This window comes from Tessaracoccus luoxuelianae, assembly GCF_055326245.1.
In genome coordinates this window covers 97813-122110 of the sequence record NZ_JBUZNO010000004.1, presented here as the reverse complement: position 1 = coordinate 122110, position 24298 = coordinate 97813, and the positions used below count along the sequence as shown (strand labels likewise).

Here is a 24298-nt window from a genome sequence, read left to right as displayed (position 1 = left end):
CTTGAGGCCGGGGTTATCGTAGAGAGCATGTTCTCCGGTCTGTTCACCATGATCATGGTGATGGTTGTGGTCAGCATCATCGTGTCCATGACCTCGCGTCGCTCGGCGCCGCCGCCGCATCAGATGCACCGCTGGAACGACCCCTACGCGCTCCCGCAGTCCGGATACCAGCAGCCCACCCCGTATCACCAGCCCAACCCCTACCCACAGCCGGTCTATCCCATCAGCCCCGGCGCGCGGGCGGCCCTGGACGCAGACATCACCACCTTCGGCGGCGAGTTGAGAGACCTGGACCTGGACGTGGTGGGCCGAGAACTCGACGCCGGCGCCCAGGCCGACTACACGCGGGCACTGGACGCCTATGACGGCTCCAAGAACCAACTGGAGCGCGCTCAGACCGACGCCGATGTGCGACGCATTGCGGAGATCCTCGAGGACGGCCGGTTTGCGGTTGCCTCCGTGAAGGCCCGGGTCAACGGGCACCCGCTGCCGGAGAAGAGGCCGCCGTGCTTCTTCGACCCAGCACACGGCCCTTCGACGCAGAACGTGCACTGGGCGCCCCCCGGTGGCGCTGTCCGCGAGGTTCCCGCATGCGCGTCGGACGCCCAACGGGTCATGACAGGCCTGGACCCGTCGATCCGCCTGGTCCCCATGGGTGCCAGCCAGGTGCCCTACTGGGAGAACCAGCAGTACGCGCCTTGGGCCCAGGGCTATTACGGCCGCTACGGCATGGACCCGGCGCTGCGCCAGATCACCCATGGTGCGCTGATGATCGGCGGGTTCTCGCTTCTCATGGGGCTCCTGGACGATTGACGTCGGGCAGGCCTCTCTGCTCAGGTGGTAAGGAGGGCCCCGTCACGGTTGTGCAGGCGGCGGGCCGCCTCCGCGATCGAGCCGGACATCGATGGGTAGACGGTGAACGCCTGGCTGAAGTCGTCCACAGTGACCTTCTGCGCCACCGCGATCGACACCGCGTGGATGAGCTCGGAGGCGCGCGGCGCCACCACCACGCCGCCGATGATGATGCCGGTGGTGGGCAGGCAGAACAGCTTGACGAAGCCGTCGGTGAAGCCCTGCATCTTCGAGCGGGCATTCGACGCCAACGGCAGCAGCACGGACGCAACCCGGACGTCGCCGGTATCGGCCTGCTCCTGGGTGATGCCGACGGTGGCGATCTCCGGCGTGGTGAACACGTTCGACGACACTCGGCGCAGATCCATGGGCGTCACCGCGTCGCCCAGCGCATGCCACATCGCGATGCGGCCCTGCATCGCGGCCACCGACGCCAAGGCGAAGACGCCGGTCACGTCGCCCGCCGCGTAGATGTTACGCACGCTGGTGCGCGAGACGCGGTCCACCGAGATGTGTCCCGACGGGGTCATCGCCACCCCCGCCTCCTCGAGCCCGAGCCCGGCGGAGTTGGGGATGGCGCCCACCGCCATGAGGCAGTGCGAGCCGCGAACCTCACGGCCGTCCTCCAGCGACACCACCACCTCGTCGCCCTCACGGCGCGCCGCGTAGGCGCGCGATTCGCTCATGATCTCCATGCCCCGGCGTTCAAAGGCGCGCTGCAGGACGGCGGCCGCGTCCTGGTCCTGGCCGGGCAGCACCTGCTTGCGCGAGGACACCAGCACCACGTCACAGCCGAGTCCGTCGTAGGCGGAGGCGAACTCCGCGCCGGTCACGCCCGATCCCACGACGATCAGCCTCTCCGGCACCTCGCTCAGGTTGTAGACCTGTTTCCAGTTGAGGATCCGCTCCCCGTCGCAGGCCGCCTCAGGCAACTCGCGGGGCGTGGTGCCCGTGGCCAGGAGGACGATGTCGGCCTCGAAGCTCTGCTCGCCGGCCCCGGTGCTGGCCACCACGCGGGTGGCGCCGTCGAGGCGGGCGCTGCCGGCCACGAGGTGCACCCCGTCCTGCCGGAGGCGCTGAGCGATGTCTGCCGACTGGGCCTTGGCCAGGGTGAGGACGCGCTCGTTGACCTCCGCCAGGTCCACCCGCACCACGTCCGAGACATCCGTCGCCGCGATGTGAAGGCCGAGCTGGCGGGCGCTCTCGATGCGGACCATGACCTCGGCCGTGGCGATCAGCGTCTTCGACGGCACACAGTCGCTCAGCACAGCGGCCCCGCCCATGCCGTCCCGTTCGATCAGGGTGACCTCGCCGCCGAGCTGGTTGGCCACGAGCGCAGCCTCGTAGCCGCCGGGTCCGCCACCGATGATCACTACCTTCGTCACGTGCCCATCCTTCCACAGCGCCCGGGGTGGGGAGCCTGGCACACGCCTATGCTGGACCGGGTGAGCGAACCCTTCGAGCATGTGGTGACCGGCCACGGCGGGATGTTTGTGCTGGCCGGCACGGCCGCCTGGAGGTGCTCTGGATGAACGAGTTGCTGACCCGCGCCCAGGAGTGGCGCGACGCTGACCCGGACCCCGACACCGCCGGCCGGCTGGACGAGCTGATCGTCCGGGCCCAGGCCAACGACCACACCATCCGCGAGCCCGCCCTCACGGAGCTCGCCTCCGCCTTCGCGGGACCGCTCGAGTTCGGCACGGCCGGCCTCCGCGGACCTCTCGGGCCGGGACCGGCTCGGATGAACCGTGTGGTGGTGACGCAGGCCGCGGCCGGCTTCGCCCTCTGGCTCTCCGCGAACGGCCACTCCGGCGGCCGTGTCATCGTCGGATACGACGCCCGGCACAAGTCCGACGAGTTTGCCCGCGACACCGCCGAGGTGATGGCCGGTGCAGGATTCGACGTGCTCTGGACCAGCGAGCCCATCCCCACCCCCGTCGTCGCCTTCGGCATCCAGCACTTCGGCTGCGTCGCGGGCGTGGTGGTCACCGCGTCCCACAACCCGCCAGCGGACAACGGCTACAAGGTCTTCCTCGGCGACGGCTCGCAGATCGTGCCGCCGACGGACGCCGAGATCGCCGCGAAGATCGCCGTCGTGGCCGATCACGGGTGGGCCAAGCTCCCCCGTTCGGAGGTGCGCCGCGACATCACCGCCGAGCTCCTGGACGCCTACGTGGCGCGGGCGGCCTCCCTGTACCCGGCCGATTCCGCGCGGGAGCTGGTCTGGGTCCACACAGCGCTGCACGGCGTCGGCGCGAAGACGGTGCGGCGGGTCGCGGAGGCCGTCGGGCTCCCCTCCCCCGTCGAGGTGGCGCAGCAGTCTGAGCCCCACCCCGAGTTCCCCACCGTCGCGTTCCCCAATCCGGAGGAGAAGGGAGCGATCGACCTTGCTCTGTCCTTGGCGGAGGCCGAGGGCGCGGACGTGGTGATCGCCAACGACCCGGACGCGGACCGCTGCGCAGTGGCCGCGGTGGTCGACGGTGTGTGGCGGATGCTCACCGGCGATGAGCTGGGCGCCATCCTCGGTCACGACGCGATCGCACGCGGGGTACCCGGCACGTTCGCGAACTCCGTGGTCTCCTCGACGCTGCTCGGCAGGATGGCCCGCCGCGCGGGTCGCCTGCACGTGACCACGTTGACGGGGTTCAAGTGGATCGGCCGCGTGCCGGACCTGGCCTTCGGCTATGAGGAGGCCATCGGCTACTGCGTCGATTCGCGCGCGGTCCCGGACAAGGACGGGATCACCGCCGCGCTGACGGTGCTGCGGATCGTTGCCGACCTCAAGGTCTCGGGCCGCGCGTTGGCGGACCTGCTCGACGACATCGCCCGCGAGCACGGCCTGACCGCCACCTCCCAGCTGTCGGTGCGCGTGGCCGACCGGTCCCTGATCGCCGACGCCATGACGCGGCTGAGGCGCAACCCGCCGTCGGCGCTCCTCGGGGCCCCGGCGACGGTGCTGGACCTCGCCCACGGCTCGGACACGCTGCCCCCCACCGACGCCATCGAACTCACTGGTGAGCGGGTGCACGTGGTGACCCGCCCCTCGGGCACCGAGCCCAAGTTGAAGTGTTACCTGGAGGTCCGGCTGGACGCCGAGGAGTCCGTCGACGTGCGCGCGGCGCGGCTGGCCGCGGCGGGACGGCTGGCCGAACTGCGGCGGGAGATGGCAGCCGCACTCGGGGTGGAGGGCTGATCCAGCGCCCGCTGTTCGGCGGCATGGATACAGTTGATTCCATGACGAAGCTTCGCGCCGGTCTCCTCGCTCTACTGATCGCCCTCGCCGTGGCCTGGGTGGGGGTGGTGCCGGCGGCCGCCGACGACTCGGCGCCCATCACCCGCTACGACGTGGACGTGGTCCTGAGGACGGATGGTGTCGCGGGCGTCACCATCGACTTCACCATGGACTTCTCCGCGCTGAGGGGCCGCGGGCCCTACATCCTGCTGCCCACGCTGCAGGAGGACGGCGCGAACCCCGACGAGAACTACGTGTTCAGGTACTCCAACATCTCGGTCTCCTCGTCGACGGGGGCCAACACCCAGGTCCTCCAGGAACAGGACGCCGACATGTTGTCGCTGCGCATCGGCAACGAGAACATCTTCAACACCACCCCTGAGGACTACACCCTCACCTACGACGTGACCGGCCTGATCGCCACGGATCACCCTGTCAGCGGCCTCGATGAGTTCAACTGGGACGTCATCGGCCCCGCCTGGGAATCGCGGTTCTCCAACATCACCGTCGACGTCACCGGACCCGCCGGGCTCGAGCAGGTGGCCTGCTTCTACGGTCCCACCGCCGACACCCCGTGTGAGGCGACACAGTCGGTTGACGCGGCCACCTATACGCTGGCTTCGCTGCCGCCCAACACTCGGATGCAGGTGGTGGCGGGCTACCCGGCCGGTACCTTCCCCGGCGTGACGCAGGAGAAGGCCCGCCGGGTGACCGCGGCCAATGCCTTCGAGCTCACCCCCGCCACCGGTGCCGTGACCGGCGCAGGTCTGATCGCCGCCATCGTCGGGCTGATCGCGGTGCGTCGGCGTCATGCCCGAGACGACGTCTATCTGGGGCTCACCCCCGGCCTCACCCCGCTTTCCGGCCAGGAGGAGCGGGTGGGGACGCGCAGCGGCAAGTTCCCGGTCACTGTCCAGTTCCACCCGCCGAAGGGCGCCACCCCTGGTGAGATCGGCACTCTCATGGACACCACGGCGGACAACGTCGACGTGTCCGCCACCATCGTGGATCTCGCAGTCCGCGGCTATCTGCGCATCATCTCGCAGTCGAAGAAGGACTTCACGCTGGAGGCGCTGCATGCGCCGCCCGGACCCCTGGAGCCGTTCGAGGAGAAGCTGCTGGCCGATCTGTTCCAGGGACGCAGCGTGAGGACGTCGAAGGAGCTGAGCAAGGCGAAGTTCGCCGAGGTGCTGCCGGACGCCCGCAACGGCCTGTACTCCTCCGTCGTGGCCAAGGGCTGGTTCAAGGGCAACCCCACCACCGCACAGATGGTGCCCATCGTGCTGGGTGCCCTGGCGATCGGCGCCGGCCTCCTCTTCACCTTCGTGGGAGCCGCTGTGGGATGGGGCCTCATCGGGATCCCCCTGGCCGTCTTCGGGATCGGCCTCATCGTGATGTCCAGCAAGTTCCGCAAGCGCACCGCCACCGGCTCGGCCTACCTCGCGCAGGCCAAGGGCTTCGAGTTGTATCTGCGTACCGCAGAGAAGGACACGCTGCAGTTCGAGGAGGGGGAGGACATCTTCAGCAAGTACCTCCCCTACGCGATGGTGTTCGGCGTGGCGGACCGCTGGTCCAAGCTGTTCGCAGACCTCGGGGCCCAGGGCCTCTACCAGGCCAACACCTCGTGGTACGTGGGCGCGGACCTCATGCACGGCTACTACTTCGCCAGCGCGATGAACAACCTCACCCACTCCATGTCGGACGCCATGCAGGCCGCCCGGATGGACGGGATGAGCTCGGCCACCGGCGGCTCCAGCGGCTTCTCCGGGTTCAGCGGGGGTGGCGGCTTCGGCGGCGGTGGCGGCGGCTCCTGGTGAGGATCAGCCGGGGATCGGGGCCCAGCTCGGGCCGGTGACGCCCAGGGTGTCGTCGAGCTTCGCGAACAGCGGGGACGGCTTCGCCAGGGGCGTGCCGGCCGCGATCGGCCGCGACTCCCACACGGCCTGCTGGCCGGCGTAGTCGCCCTGCAGTGTCGGGTAGGTGAGGTCGCCTTCGCTGACTTCGACGATCTGCGGCTGCGCGGCCCACACGCCCTGCCCCCCCAATGCCTCGAAGACCTTCTGCGCGGAGTGCGGCAGGTAGGGGGTGAGCAGCGTGTTGCAGTCCGAGACCACCTGGAGGGCGACGTGGAGGACGGTGTCGCGGCGGGCGGCGTCGTCCTTGAGCTTCCACGGCTCCTGATCGGAGAGGTACTTGTTGGCCAGGCCGACGATGCGCATGGCCTCCGTGATGCCGGCCTTGAATCGGCGGGCAGCGATGTGCTCACCCACCACCTCGAACGCGGTGCGCGACTCGTCGAGCAGCGCGCTGTCTGCGTCGGTCAGCTCGCCTGCCGCGGGCACGGAGCCCACGTTTTTGTGTGCCATCGAGATGGAGCGGTTGACCAGATTGCCCCACTCGTTGGCGAGCTCGAAGTTGGTCCGGCGGACGAACTCGTCCCAGGTGAAGTCCGTGTCCTGGTTTTCGGGCCCGGCCATGGCGATGTAGTAGCGCAACGCATCCGGTCCGAACTCGCCGAGGAAGTCTCCGACGAAGATCGAGGCGCCGCGCGAGCTGGACACCTTGGAGCCCTTCATCGTCATGAACTCTGAGCTGACCACCTCGGTGGGCAGCTGCAACTCCCCCAGCGACGGGCGGATCTCGCCGCCCCTGGTCCCCTGGCCGTTGGCGCCGAGCAGGATGCCCGGCCAGATCACCGAATGGAAGACAATGTTGTCCTTGCCCATGAAGTAGTAGGACCGGGCCTCGGGGGAGTTCCAGTACGCGCGCCACGCCTCCGGGTCCCCGGTGCGCCTGGCCCATTCGACCGAGGCGGAGAGGTAGCCGATCACGGCGTCGAACCACACGTAGATGCGCTTCATGGGGGCATCGCGCCAGCCGTCGAGGGGCACGGGGACTCCCCAGTCGAGGTCGCGGGTGATGGCGCGTGGCCTGATCTCCGCCAGGAGATTGTGGGAGAACTTGAGCACGTTGGGCCGCCAGTCCTCGCGGCTGTCGATCCACTGGCCCAGCATCGGGGCGAGCGCGGGCAGATCGAGGAAGAAGTGCTCTGTCTCGACGAACTGCGGCGTCTCGCCGTTCATCTTGGACTTCGGGTTGATCAGGTCCGCCGGGTCGAGCTGGTTGCCGCAGCTGTCGCACTGGTCTCCGCGGGCGTTGTCGTAGCCGCAGAGAGGGCAGGTGCCTTCGATGAATCGGTCCGGCAGCGTTCGGCCCGTTGATGGCGAGATGGCGCCCATCTGGGTCTTGGCCGTGACGTAGCCGTTGTCGTACAGGGCGGTGAAGAGGTCCTGCACCACGCGGTAGTGGTTGGGCGTGGTGGTGCGGGTGTACAGGTCGTAGGACAGGCCCAACCCCTGCAGATCCTCAACGATCTGCCGGTGGTACTTGTCCGCCGTCTCGCGAGGGGTGAGCCCCTCCGCGTCCGCCTTCACCTGGATGGCCGTGCCGTGCTCGTCGGAGCCCGACACCATGAGCACGTCGTGGCCGGCCATCCGCATGTAGCGCGAGAACACATCGGAGGGGACGCCGAATCCGGAGACGTGACCGATGTGGCGGGGGCCGTTGGCGTAAGGCCAGGCGACGGCGGCAAGAACGTGACTCATGCGCGCCATCCTATCGGCGCGCCGAGGCCTCACTCACGCGGCAGAACGGTGAGCACCCGCTCGATGTGCTCGCGGAACTCCCCCATGAACGCGGTGAGCACTTCCCTGAGTCCGTCGTCGGTGATCGTCCCGTCGGCGTCGATGCTGGAGCCGTCGAGCTTGATGTAGGCCTCCGGGGCGGTCATCAGGCGGGCGTTGCAGAACGCGAGGACCGCACGGAGGCTCTGCTGGGCCACCGCCGTGCCGATGTTGCCGATGGAGGCGCCGATGATCGCCGCCGGCATGTGGTCGAACGAGTTCTGGCCCCAGGGCCGCGATGCCCAGTCGATGGCGTTCTTCAGCGCCCCGGGGATGGAGCGGTTGTACTCTGGCGTGACGAACAGCACGGCCTGGGCGGAGGCGAGCGCGGACTTCAGCGCCTGCGCCTCTGCGGGGTAGGCGGCGTCGTGGTCGGGCGAGTAGAGCGGTAGGTCACCGATCGGGATCTCCGTGAACTCCAGGTCCGGGGGCGCCACCGCGATGAGGGCCTTGGACAGCACGCGGTTGATGGATGTCGAGGACAGGCTCCCGACGAAGTACCCGACGCGGTAGGTGGTCATGACGGTTCCCTTCCGCCGCTCGGCCGGGGCGGCCGTGGCCGGCCACTCGGACTCTACCGACCGTCGACGCGCACCGGGTCGGGTTCGAACTCCGGGCTGGATCAGACCTGCCGGGTGGCCTGGGTGAATCGCAGCGACCAGCCCGCAGGGAGTTCCACCCACAGCCCCGAACACGTGAGGTCCTGCTGCGCCCACCGCACCAGACCGGCCCCGGCCGTCACCGTGTCGACGGCGAGGAACCGCACCTCATCGGCCGCTGGCCAGGGCAGATCCCAGGTCTGGGCGCCGTCGGCGCCGTGCGCGACGAAGTCGCGGTGGAGCCTGGCCGCTGCAGGGTCGGAGACTGCTTCCCGGGTGAGGCGAACGAGAGCGGCTTTGGTGCGCGGTGACGCGGAACCCGGCACTGGCGCCGGCACGGGCTCCTCGGGGGGCGCTGTGGAAAAGAGGTCGGGTTCCGGCTCGGTCTGCCCCACCGAGAAGTCCCGGCGCCCGGGGGGACGGTGGGTGTCCGGGAAACCCGGGCCATGGTTGACGGGGTCTCCGCGCTGAAAGGCGGTGGCCGCTGCACGGGCCCGCTCGTCCGCGGCCTCGTTCATCGAGTGTCCGGCGTGGCCCTTGACCCATTCGAACTGGACGGTGCGCCCCTGCAGCGCGGCGTCGAGCTCCTTCATCAACTCCACATTGAGCACCGGCTTGCCGTCGCCCTTCTTCCACCCCTTGCGCTTCCAGCCGGGCAACCACTTGGTGAGGGAGTTGATGACGTACTGCGAATCGCAGAGGATCCGTAGTGGCTCGTCGAGGTGCGCGGTGGAGCGGAGCAGGTCGAGCACGGCCATCAGTTCACCCATGTTGTTGGTGCCGTGGTCCCAGCCACCGGCGGCCCAGATGTCGTCGCTGACGTACCAGGCCCAGCCAGCGGGCCCGGGGTTGGAGAGGGCGGACCCATCGGCGGCGGCAACAATCACGCGCCCGAGCCTAGTGCCATGCGCATGACCGCCCGTGCACCTCACCCGCTCCTTGATTCGCTCACGACTCACCGTCACCCCGCGACAGTCCGGCAGCAACGGGCGGATGGGGCTACGAGGTGCTGGTCGGCGACGACCCGTCGAGCCTCGTCAGCGTCGAGTTAAGTCCCAGATAATGGTGTAGCCCCGGTGGCCGGGTCGGAAGACGATGGCGCGGTCACCGTGGGATCCTTCGAGTTCACCTCTCACAGCTCTCTCGAAAGGACATCGCCACGATGACCGCTCCACACATTGTCGACCCCGCCCACGTGCTGGGCAACCTGCTGACCCAGGCCTCGCCGGACATGATGCGCACCCTGCTGCAGACCCTGATCAACGCCCTCCTGTCCGCCGACGCCGACCAGGTCTGCGGAGCCGAATGGGGCCAGCCCTCGGCCGACCGACTCGCGCAACGCAACGGCTACCGCCACCGCCCCCTCGACACCCGCGTCGGCACCGTCGACGTCGCCGTCCCGAAACTGCGCACCGGCTCCTACTTCCCCGAATGGCTGCTGGAGCGCCGCAAACGAGCCGAGACCGCCCTGATCACCGTGGTGGCGGACTGCTACCTCGCCGGGGTGTCCACCCGCCGAATGGACAAGCTCGTCAAAACCCTGGGCATCGACGGACTCTCGAAGTCCCAGGTCTCCCGCATGGCCGCCGAGCTCGACCAGCACGTCAACGAGTTCCGACACCGCCCACTCGCAGACGCCGGCCCGTTCACGTTCGTCGCCGCCGACGCGCTCACCATGAAGGTCCGCGAAGGCGGCCGGGTGATCAACGCCGTCGTGCTGGTGGCCACCGGCGTCAACGGCGACGGCCACCGCGAGGTCCTCGGGCTGCAGGTCGCCACCTCCGAGACCAAGACCGCCTGGAACACGTTCTTCGCCGACCTGGTCGCCCGCGGACTGGCCGGCGTCCGCCTCGTCACCAGCGACGCCCACCCTGGTTTGATCGAAGCGATCGCGGCGAACCTGCCCGGCGCCATCTGGCAACGCTGCCGCACCCACTACTCCGCCAACCTGATGTCGGTCACCCCGAAGAGCATGTGGCCCGCGGTCAAAGCCATGCTGCACTCGGTCTACGACCAACCCGACGCCGCCTCCGTCGAGGCCCAGTTCGACCGACTCCTGGACTACACGAGCGACAAGCTCCCCGCCGTCGCCGAACACCTCGACGCCGCCCGCGCCGACGTGCTCGCGTTCACCAGCTTCCCGCGCGATGTCTGGACCCAGATCTGGTCCAACAACCCCGCCGAACGCCTCAACCGCGAGATCAGGCGCCGCACCGACGCCGTCGGGATCTTCCCCAACCGCGACGCGATCATCCGCCTCGTCGGCGCCGTCCTGGCCGAGCAAACCGACGAATGGGCCGAAGGCCGCCGCTACCTCGGACTCGACATCCTCACCCGCTGCCGACTCACCACCGTCCCCACCGAGGAGGTGACCGAACCCCTCGCCCTCACCGCCTAACGAAGGAACCCCGCTACACCACTAGCCGGGACTTGACCCAGCGTCGCGGCGGGCACGCTGCCGAACTCATCAGATCCCTCCGTCATCCCCCTCACGGGGAGCGGCGACCTCGTCCGCCTCCGGGTGCTCAGCACCTACGGCGACCAGACCGACCGCTGGGTCTCCACGGCCGAGTTGAGCGTCACGAGGCTGATCGCGGACAGCCGGCCAGGCACGCGCCGGTGAGTGAGCGGCGGAGTCAGTTAGGCTCGCCAACATGGTTGAGCCCCTGATCCCGCCGCACCCCACCGCCCCCGACACCAAGGACTGGACCTGGGTGACCGAGCGGCCATGCCCCGAGTGCGGCTTCGATCCGGCCGCTGTCAGCCCAGAGGCACTTCCCGGGCTGATCCTCGACGCCTCGGCCCGCTTCCAGAGGGCGCTGGAGGGGCGGGGCGCGGAGCGGCGGCCGCAGCCCACCACCTGGTCGCCCATCGAGTACGCCCGGCATGTCGCGGACGTGTGCGAGGTCATGACCACCCGTCTCAGCCTGATCCTCGCCAGCGACGGCGCGGGGGCCGAGTTCGAGGACTGGGACCAGGACCTCGCGGCCACCGAAGAGGAGTACTGGCTCTCCGATGCCAACGCCACCCGGGTCCTCGTGGGCGAGCGCGCCAAGGCCGCGGCGAAGGCGTGGGCCGAGCCCGAGGGCGAGCAGTGGGAGTGGACGGGGGTGCGCAGCAACGGGTCGCGGTTCACGGCGCTCTCTCTGGGCCGCTACTTCGCCCATGACCTCATTCACCACCTGCACGACGTCGGCGCCTGAGGGCCAGCTGTCATGGTGGTGAGTTCGTCGGGGGTCAAGGTCCGGGCGGAGGGGTCGGCCTAGTGTCGCTCCCTGAGCGCCCCCGGAGGCTCTCAAGGGACATCCCCCGCGGAGAAGCATGACCCGTCTCACAATTCCCAGAGGAGGGGCCGCCCGCGGAGCGTCGTGGCCCGTCTCGAAGCCAACCCGCCCCAGCCCGCCGGGTGAGGAGCCGCGCAGCGGCCTCGAAGCTAAGAAACGTGAGCTGACAAGGTCACCTTCTCACGGCTCCGCGGGAGAACCCTCTCCCTGAGCACTCGTTCGCAGCCTGACGGCGAGCTGTCAGGCGAGCATGCGGGTGCCGTTGGGGGTGACTTCGTAGCGGTAGCCCAGTGGGCTGGACCAGTGGAGCTGGCTTGGTCTGGGTTGGTCGGCGCGCCAGGTGCGGGCCGTTTTCGCGCGGTGGACCCTGCGGCTGAGTGGGGCCAGGTTCCCGCTCCGGGTCTGCCCGCGGCAGCCGGGCGCGAAGGGTTGGGTGTGGTCCAGGTCCAGGCCGTTGGCTCGCCGTTTGGAGTAGGGGAACATTTCGTGGTCCATGCTCAACAGCAGGGCCTTCTTCAACCCGGCCGATGGGGCGTAGTGGTCTTCGGCGGGGATCTCGGGCAGATCGATCACAGGCTGCACCGTGACATCCAACCCGGGGAGGAGTTCGGCGAGGAGGGCGGTGGTGATGTCCCCGGCCCGATCGATGCGGGCGGTGCCGGTGAGCTGGCCGAGGGCGTCGGTGTGGATGTGGACGGCCAGCTCCAGCTTGGGGCGGAGCTTGGCCAGTGGGGTGGTGATGGTGCCGCACAGCGCGCCGAGGCAGTGCGGATCGTGACGCTGCCCACCATCAGAAGCCGCACGTTCCATCAGTCTCCCGTCGAAGGCGGCTGACCCGTCGCGCTGGGCGTCGGAGGTGGTGGGGGCCGGGGCGGCGTCGAGGGCGACGGCGAGGTTGTCGTGGAGGGCGGGCTGCGCCGCGTGCTGGAGCAGGGCCAGGGCGTAGGCGGGGTTGGCGAGCACTCCGAGGGCTTTGGCGCGCAGGATCGTCTTCGATGTGTCGGGCTGCTCGACAGCCAGCAGGTCGGCGATGCGGTCGACGGCGGCGTCGAGGTAGCGGGCGTCGAGCACGTCGAGTCGGCCGGTGAGGTTCATCACCCCCTTGTGCAATCCCCACAGGTGGACTCCGCGTGAGGCGCGCTGCCGCCGTTCGCGTTCGGCGGCGCGGCTCTGATCGGCCTCGATGATCATCTTCTTCAACAGCGTGAACGCGGCCGTCCAACCCAACCCGTCCTGCCTGCCCAACCAACGGTCGGTGACGGCATCGGCCCCCTCGACCGGCAGCTCACGGCACAGCTCGGCGGCCTTGCAGGCCCTGGCCGCCTCGATCCGGCCCTCCTGCACCGCCGTGTAGAGGCGGGGATGGCGGTGCTTCAGGCTCAAAGCATCAGCCAGCTTGGAGGCAGCCACGATCGGTGGGCAGCGCAGCAACCCGGCAAGTTCCAGGCCGATGAACTCGGAGACCGCCGGGGTCCCGATACCCCCGACCACCACCCTGCGCTCGGCGAGGACCTCAACGACCTGGTCGTAGTCAACCTCGTAGTGCTCCGCGAGGTCACACAGCAGGGTCAGGGTCTGGGCTTCGGCGAGACGGCGCAGTTCGTCGGCGGAGCGCAACTGCTCCGCGATCTCGTGTGCCTTGTCCTTCATGGGTTCCACGCTATGTCCGACCACTGACATTATTGGCTCCCAGCAGGGACGCCCGGCAGAAATTCTTCGAGAAGTTTTTCTGGGGGTTGCGGTGGGGTCGGCGCCCGTGGCGGGGCCTCGACGCGTCGGGGGCTCCGCCCTCGGTCGGCCCCCCAGCTGTCGGGTGAAGGGCCTCGACGACTCGGGAGAATTGGCTCGTCAGCTCGCGTTTCTTAGGCTTCGAGGCCGCTTCGCGGCACCTCAGCCAACGGGAAGGGCTCCAGCCCGCTTCGCGGCTCCTCAGCCAGCGGGGAGGGTCCCAGCCCGCTGCGCGGCTCCTCAGCCAGCCGGGAGGGTCCCAGCCCGCTGCGCGGCTCCTCAGCCGTCGGGGAGGGTTCCAGTTCCTTCGCGGCACCTCAGCCAACCAGCGATGAAGGCCCTCGAGGCCCCCGGTTCGCGACCTTTCAGCGAACAGAGGTCTGATGGTTGCCGAGAGGGTGGGGGACGGCAGGGCGGCACTGCGCAGCGGTGCCCAACCCGACGATCACCCAGCTGGCATCCCGCCCAAGCAGACGCAACCCCAACGCCGCCCTGCCGGCCCGCACCCGGGACAGGACCACGCCACAGGGAGGACGAGTGCGGGGAGACGGGAGACGATGCCCGGGCGGCCTCAACCACCCGACCACAGTATGACCAGTGGCCACAGCAAGACCCTGGACAACGGCCGCATGGGCATCGACTCACGGCTCACCGCACCCGACAACGGGATCCGCGTGAAGGTGGCACTCACAACCCTTCGAGACGGGCTACGCCGCTCCGCGGGCAGCCCCCCTCAGGGAACGATGGAGACCGGCCACGCCGCTCCGCGGGCAGCCCCCCTCAGGGAACGATGGAGACCGGCCACGCCGCTCCGCGGACGGCCCCCTCAGGGAACGATGGAGACCAGCCACGCCGCTCCGCGGGCAGCCCCCCTCAGGGAACAATGGGAAGGGCGGCGCCCAGGGCGCGAGGGCACATGACCCCCGACGAACTACTGAGACGACCGCTAGCCCAGCAGCCCGTGGCGCCGAGCCGCCGCGACCGCGGCGGTGCGGGACTCCGCGCCCAGCTTGGCGTACGCGTGGACGAGGTGCGTCTTGACGGTCCCCTCGGAGATGAACAAGCGCTTGGCGATCCCCCTGTTGGTGACACCCTCCTCGACGAGGCGGAGGACGTCGAGCTCGCGGGCGCTCAGCGTCGGGACTCCCTGGGCCATGCGCTCCACCACCCGCCCCTCCATGTCCCGCGACAGCACCAGCCGCCCCGCGGCGGCGTCCTGGATCCCGGAGACGATGTCCTCAGGCTCCGCGTCCTTGAGCAGGTAGCCGGCCGCGCCGGCCAGCACCGCGCGCGCGATGTCGGAGTCGTTGTCGTAGGTGGTGAGGATGAGGACGGCCGGCCCGCCCTGCTGGGCCTGCAGCGCCGCCGTGACCCCCACCCCGTCGAGCCCGGGCCCCAGCCGCAGGTCGCACAGCACGACGTCCGGGTGGGTCTCTGAGGCGAGCATCAGCGCCTCCTCGCCTGAGGCGGCGGCGCCCACCACCTCGACGCCGTCGGCCCCATCGAGCAGGGCGCGCAGCCCCGAGCGCACCACGGGGTGGTCATCGACGATCAGCACGCGGGTCACCGCGACACCTCGGCTGCCGGAATCAGCGGGAGCCGCAGCGCCACCGCGGTGCCGCCAGCATCTGACTCCACCTCGACGCCACCCCCGAGCTCGGTGAACCTCTCACGCAGTGCACGCAGCCCGTACCCGCCCAGGGGGCCTGCGACGACGGGGCGCGCCGGGTCGAACCCGACCCCGTCGTCGACGATGTCCAGGTGCACCTCGTCACCGGCGCGGGCCAGCTCGACGTTGATCCGCCCGGCCCCGGAATGGAGCCTCACGTTGGACAGCGCGCCCTGCGCGCCGCGCAGCAAGGCCACCTCGATGGGCGTGGCCAGCCTGGGCAGGTCGGGATCGACGGTGACCGCCCACTCGGCTCCCAGAGCCCCCGCCACGTCAGCGGTGAGGCGCCCCAGGGGCGCCGCCAGGCCTCCCGCCCCTGGCGCTTCGGGCGCCAATGCCATGACGACGCGGCGCGACTCCGCCAGGTTCGCGGCAGCGGTGGCCTCGATCTGCCCCAGCAGGTGGGCAGCAGCGGCGGGATCCACCGCCCGAGTGGCCGCGCGTGCCAGCAGCACGATGGAGGAGAAGCCCTGGGCCAGGGTGTCGTGGATGTCGTGGGCGAGGCGCTGCCGCTCGGCGAGTACCCCGGCCTCGCGCTGCAACCTGGCAGTCTCGTCCTCAGCCCGGAGCACCTCCGCCAACAGCCGTCGGTGCTCGGAGGCCTCGTGTTCGAACAGGAGCACCCCTCGGGCAACGCCCACCGCCACCAGTGCCCCCACCAGCGGTCCCAGGACTCCGCCCACGCTGTGCCCCTCGGCCATCGCCAGCACCGTGACGACGACGGCCAGCGTCACCGCGGTCAGCAACAGTGCGGCGAGGAGGGGCAACACCGAGCCGACCAGCAGCCACAGCGGGAAGACCACCCAGAGGAAGTCCCGCGACAGCACCATCGACGTGACCGAGCCGAGGAACAACACACCCACCCACACCGAGCGCCCGAGGATGCCGAGCCGCGGCTGGAGTGAGAGCCCCGCGACGAAGGCCACCAGCATCATGCCCGCCAGGGCCAGCACCGGCCAGCCGGCTCCCTCGATCCAGGCCAGCGCGGTGGCCACCACCAGCAGCCCCACGAAGAGGAGCGCCTGCCCCAGCCTCAGCCACCAGGCCGCCGAGAACCGCGGGGGGTGGTCGGCCGTCGTCGTCGTCACGCCCCCACGTTAGCGGTGGCCGGGGCGGCGGTCAGTGCCCGGCGCAGGATGACGAACAGGTAGACGAAGGTCCCGCTGAGCACCATGTGGCCGAGTCCGGCGATGCCCGCCCACATCGGCGAGGTCGCGATGGGGATCTCGAGGACCTGCAGCGTCCCCTTGACGATCATGGCCCCGAACGTGAGCCCGAGGCCCACGTTCCACAGCACCGTGAACAGCGTCGTGGCCTTGTCCCCCAGGGCGAAGCTCTTCGCCAGGGCCAGCACCACAAGGAGCATCAACGTGCCCAGCGCCAGCGCGTGGGTGTGGGCGGTGGCGAGCTGGGTGTGGCCGGTGAAGTCGTTGAGCTTGGTCATTTCGCGCCAGTACAGGCCGGAGGCGAGGCCCAGAGCCGTCCAGGTGGCGGCGGAGAAGAAGAGTCTGTTCAGCATGGCTCCGATGCTGCCCGCAGAACCACTCCCCCGTCGCCCGCCCGCTATCCACCGTCCGGTGGACCCACTCTCACGGGCGGGTGAGGATGACGGCGCGGTAGCGCTCGACGAAGCCGGCCGCAGCCGCGGCCTCGAGCCCCGCCAGGTCACCGATGTGGACCTCCAGCGCCCAGCCCCTCGTCAGCGGCACCGCCCCGGCCAGCGACGAGGAGGGACCGTCTGCGGTGAGGATCGCGAAGCCGCCGCAGATGCTCAGGCCGAGCGCCGTGAGCGCCTCCGTCGAGCCGCGCAGAGTCCGGACCGGGGCGGATCCACCGATCCACGCCTCCGCGGCCTGCAGCGCGTCGTCGAGGGCAGCGCCAGGGTCGCCGACGGCCAGGACACCGTGGCCGCTCACCCGCCAGCCGCCGAGCCGCGCGCGGCGGACTCCGGGCCGGGCCTGCTCCAGCGCCCGCTCAAGGTCCTCGGGCCGCGACACCGGCAGCACGCTGCGCTCGGGCACGCGGCGCACCCCAGCCGCCTCCGCTCGAGGCACCCACACCGCGGGACGGTCCTCCGGCAGCAGCACATACCACTGCTCGTTGGCCGCCACCAGGTGGCCGACGACGTCCCGGGCCGTCCCGCCGCTGACCCAGCGCAGGCTGAGCCGCGGCGCCCCGGCAGGAGGTTCGAGGATCACTGCGCCGCGGCGTAGGCCGGGGCGATGACGTGCGCGATGATCCGCTCGCGCTGGTCGTGGGGAAGGAACGCGGCGCGCATCGCGTTGACGGTGACGCGCTCCACGTCGATGAGGGTCCAGCCGAAGGCCTCGCTGAGCAGCGCGAACTCCCGCGACATCGTCGTGGCGCTCATCAGCCGGTTGTCGCAGTTGACGGTCACGTTGAACCCCAGCCGGTGCAGCATGTCCACGGGGTGGCTCGCCATCGTCTGGGCGACCCCGGTCTGCAGGTTCGACGACGGGGACACCTCCAGCGCGATGCGTGCGTCGCGGACGTAGTTGGCGAGCCGGCCGAGGAGCGCCCCGTCGTCCGTGACGTCGATGTCGTCGGCGATCCGCACACCGTGCCCGAGGCGGGACGCGCCGCACACCTGCACCGCATCCCAGATCGACGGCAGTCCGAACGCCTCACCCGCGTGGATGGTGAAGAACATGTTGTTGTGCTTGAGGTGGCGGAACGCGTCGACGAATCGCGACGGGGGAAAGCCGTCCTCGGCCCCCGCGATGTCGAAGCCGCAGACGGAGTCGTCGCGGTAGGCCAGCGCCAGCTCCGCGACGTCGGTGGAGGGCTCGGAGTGCCTCATCGAGGTGAGGATCTGCTGGGCGACGATGAGCCGCCCGGCGGCGGCCGCGACGGCCATGCCGGAGGCCAGACCGTCGCGGACCGCCTCGACGATGGCCTCGAGGGTGAGGCCCTGGCGCTGATGCTGTCGGGGAGCGTAGCGCGCCTCCGCGTAGACGACGCCGTCGGCGGCCTGGTCCACGACGAACTCGTGGGCCACGCGGCTCAGCTGTTCGGCAGTCTGCATCGCGGCGACGGTGTGCTCGAACGTTTCGAGGTAGCGCTCCAGGGAGCCGGAGTCCGCGGCCTCGAAGAACCAGTGGCGCAGCTCGTCCGGGTCCGTGGCGGGCAGCTCGTGGCCGTTCTCAGCGCAGTGCTCGATCACGGTCTCCGGGCGCAGACCGCCGTCGAGATGGTCGTGGAGGGCCACCTTGGGCAACGCCCTCAGGTCATCGATGGTGAGCATGCGCCAACGCTACCGTCAGGGGGCAGGTGGGGCGATCGCGTCGAGGTCGTCCGGGCCGAACGCCTGCGGGAGCAGGTCCGCCAGGGTCAGGACCCCGGCCGGGGTCTCCATGAGCAGCCCGCGCCCGCCGTGCTCGAAGAGCAGCTGCCGGCAGCGGCCGCACGGCGTGATGACGTCGCCCTCGCCGTTGACGCAGGTGAACGCCACGAGCCGGCCACCGCCGCCCGCCACGAGGTCTGAGATCAGCCCGCACTCGGCGCACAGGGTGACCCCGTAGGCCGCGTTCTCCACGTTGCAGCCGCTGATGGTGCGCCCATCGTCCACGAGCGCCGCGGCCCCCACCCGATACTTCGAGTAGGGCGCGTAGGCCCGCCCCGCGACATCGACGGCCACTGCCCGGAGCCGGTCCCAGTCGACCTGCTGCACCGCTGCCGCAACATGACTCATTCGCGGACCACCTGCCGCACCAACGCGCCGGCGGACCGCACCATCGCCACGGTCTGTTGCCGCCAGTCCACGTCCTGACTGCGGTAAGGGCCGGTGGCCAGCGAGATGACAACGGCCGCTGCACGTAGCCGCAGCTCCACAGGGTCCACCCGCCGGTCGAACACCGGCACCCACCTGGCCAGAAGGTCTCTGACCTTGTCCGCCTGGGCCGGGTTCATCCGCTGGATGGTGGACAGGTGCCCGATCAGGCAGGCCAGGTCGTCGGCGCGACGTCCGGGACCGATGGTGTCCACATCGAGCAGGCCCACCACCCGTCCGTCGGCCACCCGGATCTGGCCCTCGTGAAAGTCACCGTGCGTGGGCTCGTCCCCTGGGGCGAACCCCGCCAGGCCGGAGGTGATTCTCGCAACCAGTGCACCCAGCTCCTCGCCCAGCTCAGGCAGGGTGGCCGACACCATGGCGGAGTAGTGCGCCACGGCGTCCGCCCACGGCGCCCGGCGCTCCAGCGAGGCCACCGAGGCGGGCATCGCATCGAGCAGGTCGATCAGCTGTTCGGGGGCGCACGGGTCTCCCGGGGTGAACAGGGCGCTGGCGAGGGCGGTTCCAGGGAGTTCCCGCAGGATGAGGAGGTGATCGGGTGTGGCCAGCGCCACCTCCGGGGCCGGGACCCCCGCCCTGCGGAGCATGAGGTGCTTGGCGTGGACGTCTGCGAACACCCGCTCCCGCAGCACCTTGACGTAGAACACTTGGGGCGGGTCCGCGACACTCACCTTCACCACGGCGCGCCGCCGGGGACGATAGCCCACCATGGCCAGCGTCAGCTGATCAGCGGCCACCGGGTGGGCCAGCACACCGCCCACGTTGAGCGTCTCGGCCATCCGCTCCGGGAAGGCGGCCCGTGGCAGCCCCGGCAGGTCCGGATCGTCGGGGTACAGCCACACCGCGACCCTGCGGCGCCCGTCGTCGAAGATCTCGGCCCGCGCGTCCGAGGGGAGCAGCTCCCCTGTCCGGGCGCTCACGCCCAGCAGCTCCGTGCGCTCCCCGTGCGGCCACGCCACCGTGGCGAGGTAGGTGGCGGTCGTGGAGTGCTCCGGGGCGGCGTCGACGTGCTCGATCGCCCAGGTGAGAAGCCGGCCGCCCTGGTGCTCGACGGCGGCGCGCAGCAGCGGCTCGACGCCCGGGCCGGTGAGCAGGCCGAGCCCGTCGTCAGGCATCTGTGTCGTCCTCCGGCAGCGTGTCGCGCCGGATGGAGAACCAGGCTGCGCGCCGGCCGTCCATCTGGGTGGCCTCCAGCGTGAACCAGCCACGGGGACCGTCGACGTCATGGTCCGGGCTGAGCGCCACGGTGGCCCTCGCCCCGAGGTGGGGCAGCTCGCCCAGCTCGGCCATGAAGAAGCCGGCCACCGTGTCGTAGGGCCCCTCGGGAATCACGTAGCCGGTCAGTTCGGCGAACTCCTCGATGGTGGTGAGGCCGTCCACCTCGTCGATCTGGCGGGGCACCGAGGATGACGGGAGGTCGTACTCGTCGGTGATGTCGCCGATGAGCTCCTCCATCAGGTCCTCGAGCGTGACGATGCCGGCGGTGCCGCCGTACTCGTCGCGGACGATGGCGAGGTGGGAGCGGGCTGCGCGCATCGCGGTGAGCGCCCGGAGGATCTTGACGGTCTCCGGGAGGAACAGCACCTCGCGCGCGATGCTGCCGACGTCGCTGTCGCGGGCGGTGCCCTCGATGTCCATCAGGTCACGCACGTGGATGAAGCCGACGATCCGGTCCGGGGACCCCTCTGTGACCGGATAGCGGGAGTGGGGCGCGCCCCGGACCTCACGGTAGGCCAACCCGATCGGCATGTCCGCGGGCAGGAAGTCGACCTCGGTGCGGGGCACCATGACCTCGCGGAGGGAGCGTTCGCCGGCGTCGAAGACCTCGTCGACGATGCGCCGCTCCTCCTTGCCGAGCGTGGAGGACCCCACCACCATGGCACGCAGCTCTTCGTCGGTGACGGCGTTGCGGGAGAGCGTCGGGTCGCCCCCGAGGATGCGCACGAGCGCATCGGTGGAGACACCGAGGAACCAGATGAGTGGCCGGGTCAGCGTCGCGATGCCGGAGACCAGCGGCGCCAGGGCGAGTGCGAAACTCTCGGCGCGCTGCATGGCCAGCCGCTTGGCGGTCAGCTCACCCACCACGATCGAGAAGTAGGAGATGACCACCGTGACCAGGACCAGCGAGAGCGTGCCCGAGATGGGCTCGGCCAGGCCCCTCGACTGAAGCTCAGTGGACAGCGCCTCGGCGATGGTGGCGCCGCCGAAGGCGGCCGACAGGAAGCCAGACAGCGTCACGCCGATCTGGACCGAGGACAGGAACCGGTTGGGATTGCCGGTCAGGCGCTCGATGGCACGGCCGCGCTTCCCCTTGCCTGCAAGCTGCTTGACCTGGCTCTCGCGCAGCGTGATGAGCGCCATCTCGGCGGCGGCGAAGGTGCCGCCGATGATGATGAACAGGGAGATCAGGACGATGTCGGTCAGCACGAGGCTGGGCTCCTCAGTCAGCGGAAGATGACGGTGCGGTCACCGTCGGCGAGGACGCGATGCTCGGCGACGAGGCGCACGGCCTCGGCCAGGGTCTGCGACTCCTGGGCCTGGCCTTTGCGGACCAGCTTCGCCACGTCCATGGTGTGATCCACGCGCACCACGTTCTGCTCGATGATGGGGCCCTCATCCAGGTCTCCGGTGACGAAGTGCGCGGTGGCGCCGATCAGCTTCACACCGCGGGTGTGCGCCTGGCGGTAGGGGTTGGCGCCCTTGAACCCGGGCAGGAACGAGTGGTGGATGTTGATGGCCCGGCCGGCGAGAAACTCGCAGAGTTCGGGGCTGAGGATCTGCATGTAGCGCGCCAGGACCACCAGCTCGATGCCCTCCTGCTCAACGCGCCGGCGCACCTCAGCCTCGAACTCGGGCTTGGTCTCGGCGGTCACAGCCCGGTGCGTGAACGGGACGCCGAAGAACTCGGCCATGGGTGCCAGGACGTCATGGTTGGCCATGATCCCCACCACGTCGATGGGGAGGTCACCCGCACGCCACCGGAAAAGCAGGTCGTTGACCACGTGGCCGGCCTTCGACGCCAGGATCAGAGTCCGCACGGGGCGGGCCACGTCATCGACGCGGAACCGCGCATCCAGGTCCGCGGCCGCCGCACCCACGGCCGCCGCCAGGGACTCCGGCTCGGCGCCGTGGACCTCGATCCGCGTGAAGAAGTGGCCGGTGTCGGGCGAGGAGAACTGCTGCAGCTCGGTGATGTTGCCATGCGCTGCGACGATGCCGCCGGTGATCGCGTGCACGATCCCCGGCCGGTCGGGGCAGTCGAGCGTAACGACGAGCTGATGCATGGGCGCCATGCTAGCGGGTCACCATCAGCCAGTGATTTTGGGCGATGACGCACCTGGACCGTGAACTTGTTACTCTGCGATCGCGCAACGACGCGCGGCTCAACCTGATGCAACGACGCACAGCCCAGAGGAGACGCCCATCCATGCATGACAGCAGCCCCGACGTGCCTACCGCTGAGATCCCGGCCGAAGACTTCCACCGAGTCCAGCAGTCGCCGGAGTTCGCCCACCTGAAGCGGACGTTCCGGTCCTTCGCCTTCCCGATGACCGCAGTGTTCCTGCTGTGGTATTTCGCCTACGTCCTCGGCTCCATCTTCGCCAAGGACCTGATGATGACCAGCGTGGCCGGCAACCTCACCGTCGGCATCCTGTTCGGCCTCGGCCAGTTCGTCAGCACGTTCCTGATCACCTGGCTCTACATCCGCCACTCGGTGAAGAACGTGGACCCGCTGGCGAGGGCCCTGCGTGAGGATCTGGAGGCGAGCGCGCGATGACACTCCTCGAGACTGAGCAGCTCGGCAACCCGATCATCAACATCGCCATCTTCGCCGCCTTCGTCGTTTTCACCATGGCCGTGGTGATCCGCGTCACCCGCGGCGGCAAGAAGAAGGCCGGAGACTTCTACACCGGCGGCGCCCAGTTCGACGGCCGCCAGAACGGCTTCGCCATCGCCGGCGACTACCTCTCGGCCGCCTCGTTCCTCGGCATCGTCGGGGCGGTGGCCCTCTACGGCTACGACGGACTGCTCTACTCCGTCGGCTTCCTGGTGGCGTGGCTCGTTGCCCTCCTTCTGGTGGCCGAGCCGCTGCGCAACACCGGCAAGTACACGATGGCCGACGTGCTGAGCTTCCGCATGCGGCAGAAGCCGGTGCGTCTGGCCGCCGCCACCTCGACCCTGGCGGTGTCCTTCTTCTACCTGCTCGCGCAGATGGCCGGCGCGGGCGCGCTGGTGTCGCTGCTCCTGGGCATCGCCTCGCCGCTCGGCCAGAACATCGTCATCGCCATCGTGGGTCTGCTCATGGTGGGCTACGTGCTGATCGGCGGGATGAAGGGCACCACCTGGGTGCAGATGATCAAGGCCGTGCTGCTGATCCTGGGCGCCGGGGCGATGACCATCTGGGTTCTGGCCTTCGCAGGGTTCAACCTGTCGACGCTCCTGGGCGAGGCGATTGCCACGTCCGCGGCCGACGGGTCCACTGTGGACCTGCTCGCGCCGATGCAGCGCTACAAGGACCCCTGGGCGCTGATCTCGATGGGCCTGGCCCTGGTGCTGGGCGCCTCGGGCCTCCCGCACGTGCTGATGCGCTTCTACACGGTGCCCACCGCCAAGGAGGCGCGCCGCTCGGTGACCTGGGCCATCGGCCTCATCGGCGCCTTCTACCTGTTCACCATGGTGCTCGGCTACGGGGCCGCGTGGCTCGTCGGGCCCAAGGCCATCTCGGAGATGCCCGGCGGGGCGAACGCAGCCGCACCCGCGCTCGCCTACGAGCTCGGCGGCACCGTGCTGATGGCCGTCATCGCAGGTGTGGCGTTCGCCACCATCCTGGCGGTGGTGGCAGGCCTCACCATCACGGCGTCGGCGTCCTTCGCGCACGACATCTACAACTCGGTCCTCAAGGACGGCAAGGCGGACCCGGCCAAGGAGGTGCGGGTCGCCCGTATCACATCGGTGACCATCGGTTTGGTGGCCATCGTCGGCGGCATCGTCGCCAACGGTCAGAACGTGGCCTTCCTCGTTGCGCTGGCGTTCGCGGTGGCAGCCTCGGCCAATCTGCCCTCGATCCTGTACTCGCTGTACTGGAAGCGGTTCTCCACGGCCGGTGCCGTCTGGTCGATCTTCGGCGGCCTCATCACCGCGGTGACGCTGATCGTCTTCTCCCCCGCCGTGTCGGGCCTGCCCACGTCGATGTTCCCGAACGCCGACTTCGCCTGGTTCCCCATCGACAGCCCGGCCATCGTGTCGGTCCCAGTGGGCTTCTTCCTCGGCTGGCTGGGCTCCGTGATCAAGCCCGACGGCCCGGAGGTGGCCGACCGTGCTGCCGAGATGGAGGTGCGCTCCATGACCGGAGCGGGCGCCGAGGGCGCGATCGACCACTGATCCCCCCTCTCACGACAGAGGCCCGCCCCCGGCGATGGGGGCGGGCCTCTTCGACTGT

Annotated in this window: 21 protein-coding genes; 7 read left to right on the top strand and 14 right to left on the bottom strand. The window is 69.8% G+C overall.

The genetic code is table 11. The features are described 5' to 3' along the window. The first annotated feature begins 27 nt into the window (after nucleotides 1-27). Complete coding sequence (locus ACZK39_RS07430; RefSeq protein ID WP_459054784.1) at nucleotides 28-813, top strand: hypothetical protein; 786 nt, start codon at nucleotides 28-30, stop codon at nucleotides 811-813. 20 nt (nucleotides 814-833) lie between these two features. Here the strand turns inward: ACZK39_RS07430 and ACZK39_RS07425 are convergent, their stop codons facing one another. Next, complete coding sequence (locus ACZK39_RS07425; RefSeq protein WP_463612950.1) at nucleotides 834-2237, bottom strand: NAD(P)H-quinone dehydrogenase; 1404 nt, start codon at nucleotides 2235-2237, stop codon at nucleotides 834-836. Between the two features lie 143 nt (nucleotides 2238-2380). Here ACZK39_RS07425 and ACZK39_RS07420 point away from each other — a divergent pair, with 143 nt between their 5' ends. Both ACZK39_RS07420 and ACZK39_RS07415 read left to right on the top strand, forming a co-directional pair. Continuing rightward, nucleotides 2381-4045, top strand: a complete 1665-nt coding sequence (locus ACZK39_RS07420; protein ID WP_463612949.1) for a phospho-sugar mutase — start codon at nucleotides 2381-2383, stop codon at nucleotides 4043-4045. Nucleotides 4046-4086: 41 nt separating this feature from the next. Next, nucleotides 4087-5901 (top strand): DUF2207 domain-containing protein, encoded by a 1815-nt coding sequence (locus ACZK39_RS07415; RefSeq protein ID WP_463612948.1) that lies wholly within the window; start codon nucleotides 4087-4089, stop codon nucleotides 5899-5901. A 3-nt stretch (nucleotides 5902-5904) separates the two neighbouring features. On the opposite strand, the gene metG is transcribed toward ACZK39_RS07415, so the two are convergent. From metG to ACZK39_RS07400, 3 genes are all read right to left on the bottom strand, one after another. Next, entirely contained in the window at nucleotides 5905-7689 is a 1785-nt protein-coding gene (gene metG, locus ACZK39_RS07410) for a methionine--tRNA ligase (protein WP_370585824.1), read from the bottom strand. A 29-nt stretch (nucleotides 7690-7718) separates the two neighbouring features. Further along, nucleotides 7719-8288: an NADPH-dependent FMN reductase gene (locus tag ACZK39_RS07405; RefSeq protein ID WP_182784961.1), complete on the bottom strand. Its 570-nt coding sequence runs from the start codon at nucleotides 8286-8288 to the stop codon at nucleotides 7719-7721. A 101-nt stretch (nucleotides 8289-8389) separates the two neighbouring features. After that, complete coding sequence (locus tag ACZK39_RS07400; protein ID WP_370585825.1) at nucleotides 8390-9253, bottom strand: RNase H family protein; 864 nt, start codon at nucleotides 9251-9253, stop codon at nucleotides 8390-8392. A 275-nt stretch (nucleotides 9254-9528) separates the two neighbouring features. On the opposite strand from ACZK39_RS07400, the gene ACZK39_RS07395 reads away from it, so the two are divergent. Together ACZK39_RS07395 and ACZK39_RS07390 are read left to right on the top strand one after the other, a co-directional pair. Continuing rightward, entirely contained in the window at nucleotides 9529-10764 is a 1236-nt protein-coding gene (locus tag ACZK39_RS07395; protein WP_463612947.1) for an IS256 family transposase, read from the top strand. 256 nt (nucleotides 10765-11020) lie between these two features. Next, complete coding sequence (locus ACZK39_RS07390; RefSeq protein ID WP_459054791.1) at nucleotides 11021-11569, top strand: DinB family protein; 549 nt, start codon at nucleotides 11021-11023, stop codon at nucleotides 11567-11569. Between the two features lie 321 nt (nucleotides 11570-11890). On the opposite strand, the gene ACZK39_RS07385 is transcribed toward ACZK39_RS07390, so the two are convergent. The 10 genes from ACZK39_RS07385 to purU all read right to left on the bottom strand — a co-directional run bounded on the left by ACZK39_RS07385 (nucleotide 11891) and on the right by purU (nucleotide 22151). Then, entirely contained in the window at nucleotides 11891-13300 is a 1410-nt protein-coding gene (locus tag ACZK39_RS07385) for a hypothetical protein (protein WP_463612946.1), read from the bottom strand. A 1024-nt stretch (nucleotides 13301-14324) separates the two neighbouring features. Then, nucleotides 14325-14945, bottom strand: coding sequence for a response regulator (locus ACZK39_RS07380; protein ID WP_182799326.1), 621 nt, complete (start codon nucleotides 14943-14945; stop codon nucleotides 14325-14327). Further along, nucleotides 14942-16135, bottom strand: a complete 1194-nt coding sequence (locus tag ACZK39_RS07375) for a sensor histidine kinase (protein ID WP_182784400.1) — start codon at nucleotides 16133-16135, stop codon at nucleotides 14942-14944. The genes ACZK39_RS07380 and ACZK39_RS07375 overlap by 4 nt, the downstream gene beginning before the upstream one ends. Then, complete coding sequence (locus ACZK39_RS07370; protein ID WP_182784402.1) at nucleotides 16132-16566, bottom strand: DUF2871 family protein; 435 nt, start codon at nucleotides 16564-16566, stop codon at nucleotides 16132-16134. The genes ACZK39_RS07375 and ACZK39_RS07370 overlap by 4 nt, the downstream gene beginning before the upstream one ends. A 70-nt stretch (nucleotides 16567-16636) precedes the next feature. Then, nucleotides 16637-17245: a hypothetical protein gene (locus ACZK39_RS07365; protein WP_182784404.1), complete on the bottom strand. Its 609-nt coding sequence runs from the start codon at nucleotides 17243-17245 to the stop codon at nucleotides 16637-16639. Beyond that, on the bottom strand, nucleotides 17242-18312 hold the full coding sequence (locus ACZK39_RS07360) for an adenosine deaminase (protein WP_463612945.1): 1071 nt from the start codon (nucleotides 18310-18312) through the stop codon (nucleotides 17242-17244). Before ACZK39_RS07360 ends, ACZK39_RS07365 begins: the two co-directional genes overlap by 4 nt. Nucleotides 18313-18327: 15 nt before the next feature. After that, on the bottom strand, nucleotides 18328-18759 hold the full coding sequence (locus ACZK39_RS07355) for a cytidine deaminase (protein WP_182784408.1): 432 nt from the start codon (nucleotides 18757-18759) through the stop codon (nucleotides 18328-18330). After that, a complete protein-coding gene (locus ACZK39_RS07350) occupies nucleotides 18756-19973 on the bottom strand; it encodes a phosphotransferase (RefSeq protein ID WP_463612944.1) in 1218 nt (405 codons plus the stop codon). The genes ACZK39_RS07355 and ACZK39_RS07350 overlap by 4 nt, the downstream gene beginning before the upstream one ends. Further along, a complete protein-coding gene (locus ACZK39_RS07345) occupies nucleotides 19966-21306 on the bottom strand; it encodes a hemolysin family protein (protein WP_463613077.1) in 1341 nt (446 codons plus the stop codon). Before ACZK39_RS07345 ends, ACZK39_RS07350 begins: the two co-directional genes overlap by 8 nt. Next, nucleotides 21303-22151 (bottom strand): formyltetrahydrofolate deformylase, encoded by an 849-nt coding sequence (gene purU / locus ACZK39_RS07340; protein WP_182784412.1) that lies wholly within the window; start codon nucleotides 22149-22151, stop codon nucleotides 21303-21305. Before purU ends, ACZK39_RS07345 begins: the two co-directional genes overlap by 4 nt. Nucleotides 22152-22285: 134 nt before the next feature. On the opposite strand from purU, the gene ACZK39_RS07335 reads away from it, so the two are divergent. Continuing rightward, nucleotides 22286-22636, top strand: coding sequence for a DUF485 domain-containing protein (locus tag ACZK39_RS07335; RefSeq protein WP_463612943.1), 351 nt, complete (start codon nucleotides 22286-22288; stop codon nucleotides 22634-22636). Further along, entirely contained in the window at nucleotides 22633-24240 is a 1608-nt protein-coding gene (locus ACZK39_RS07330) for a monocarboxylic acid transporter (RefSeq protein ID WP_182784416.1), read from the top strand. Before ACZK39_RS07335 ends, ACZK39_RS07330 begins: the two co-directional genes overlap by 4 nt. Nucleotides 24241-24298 lie beyond the last annotated feature (58 nt).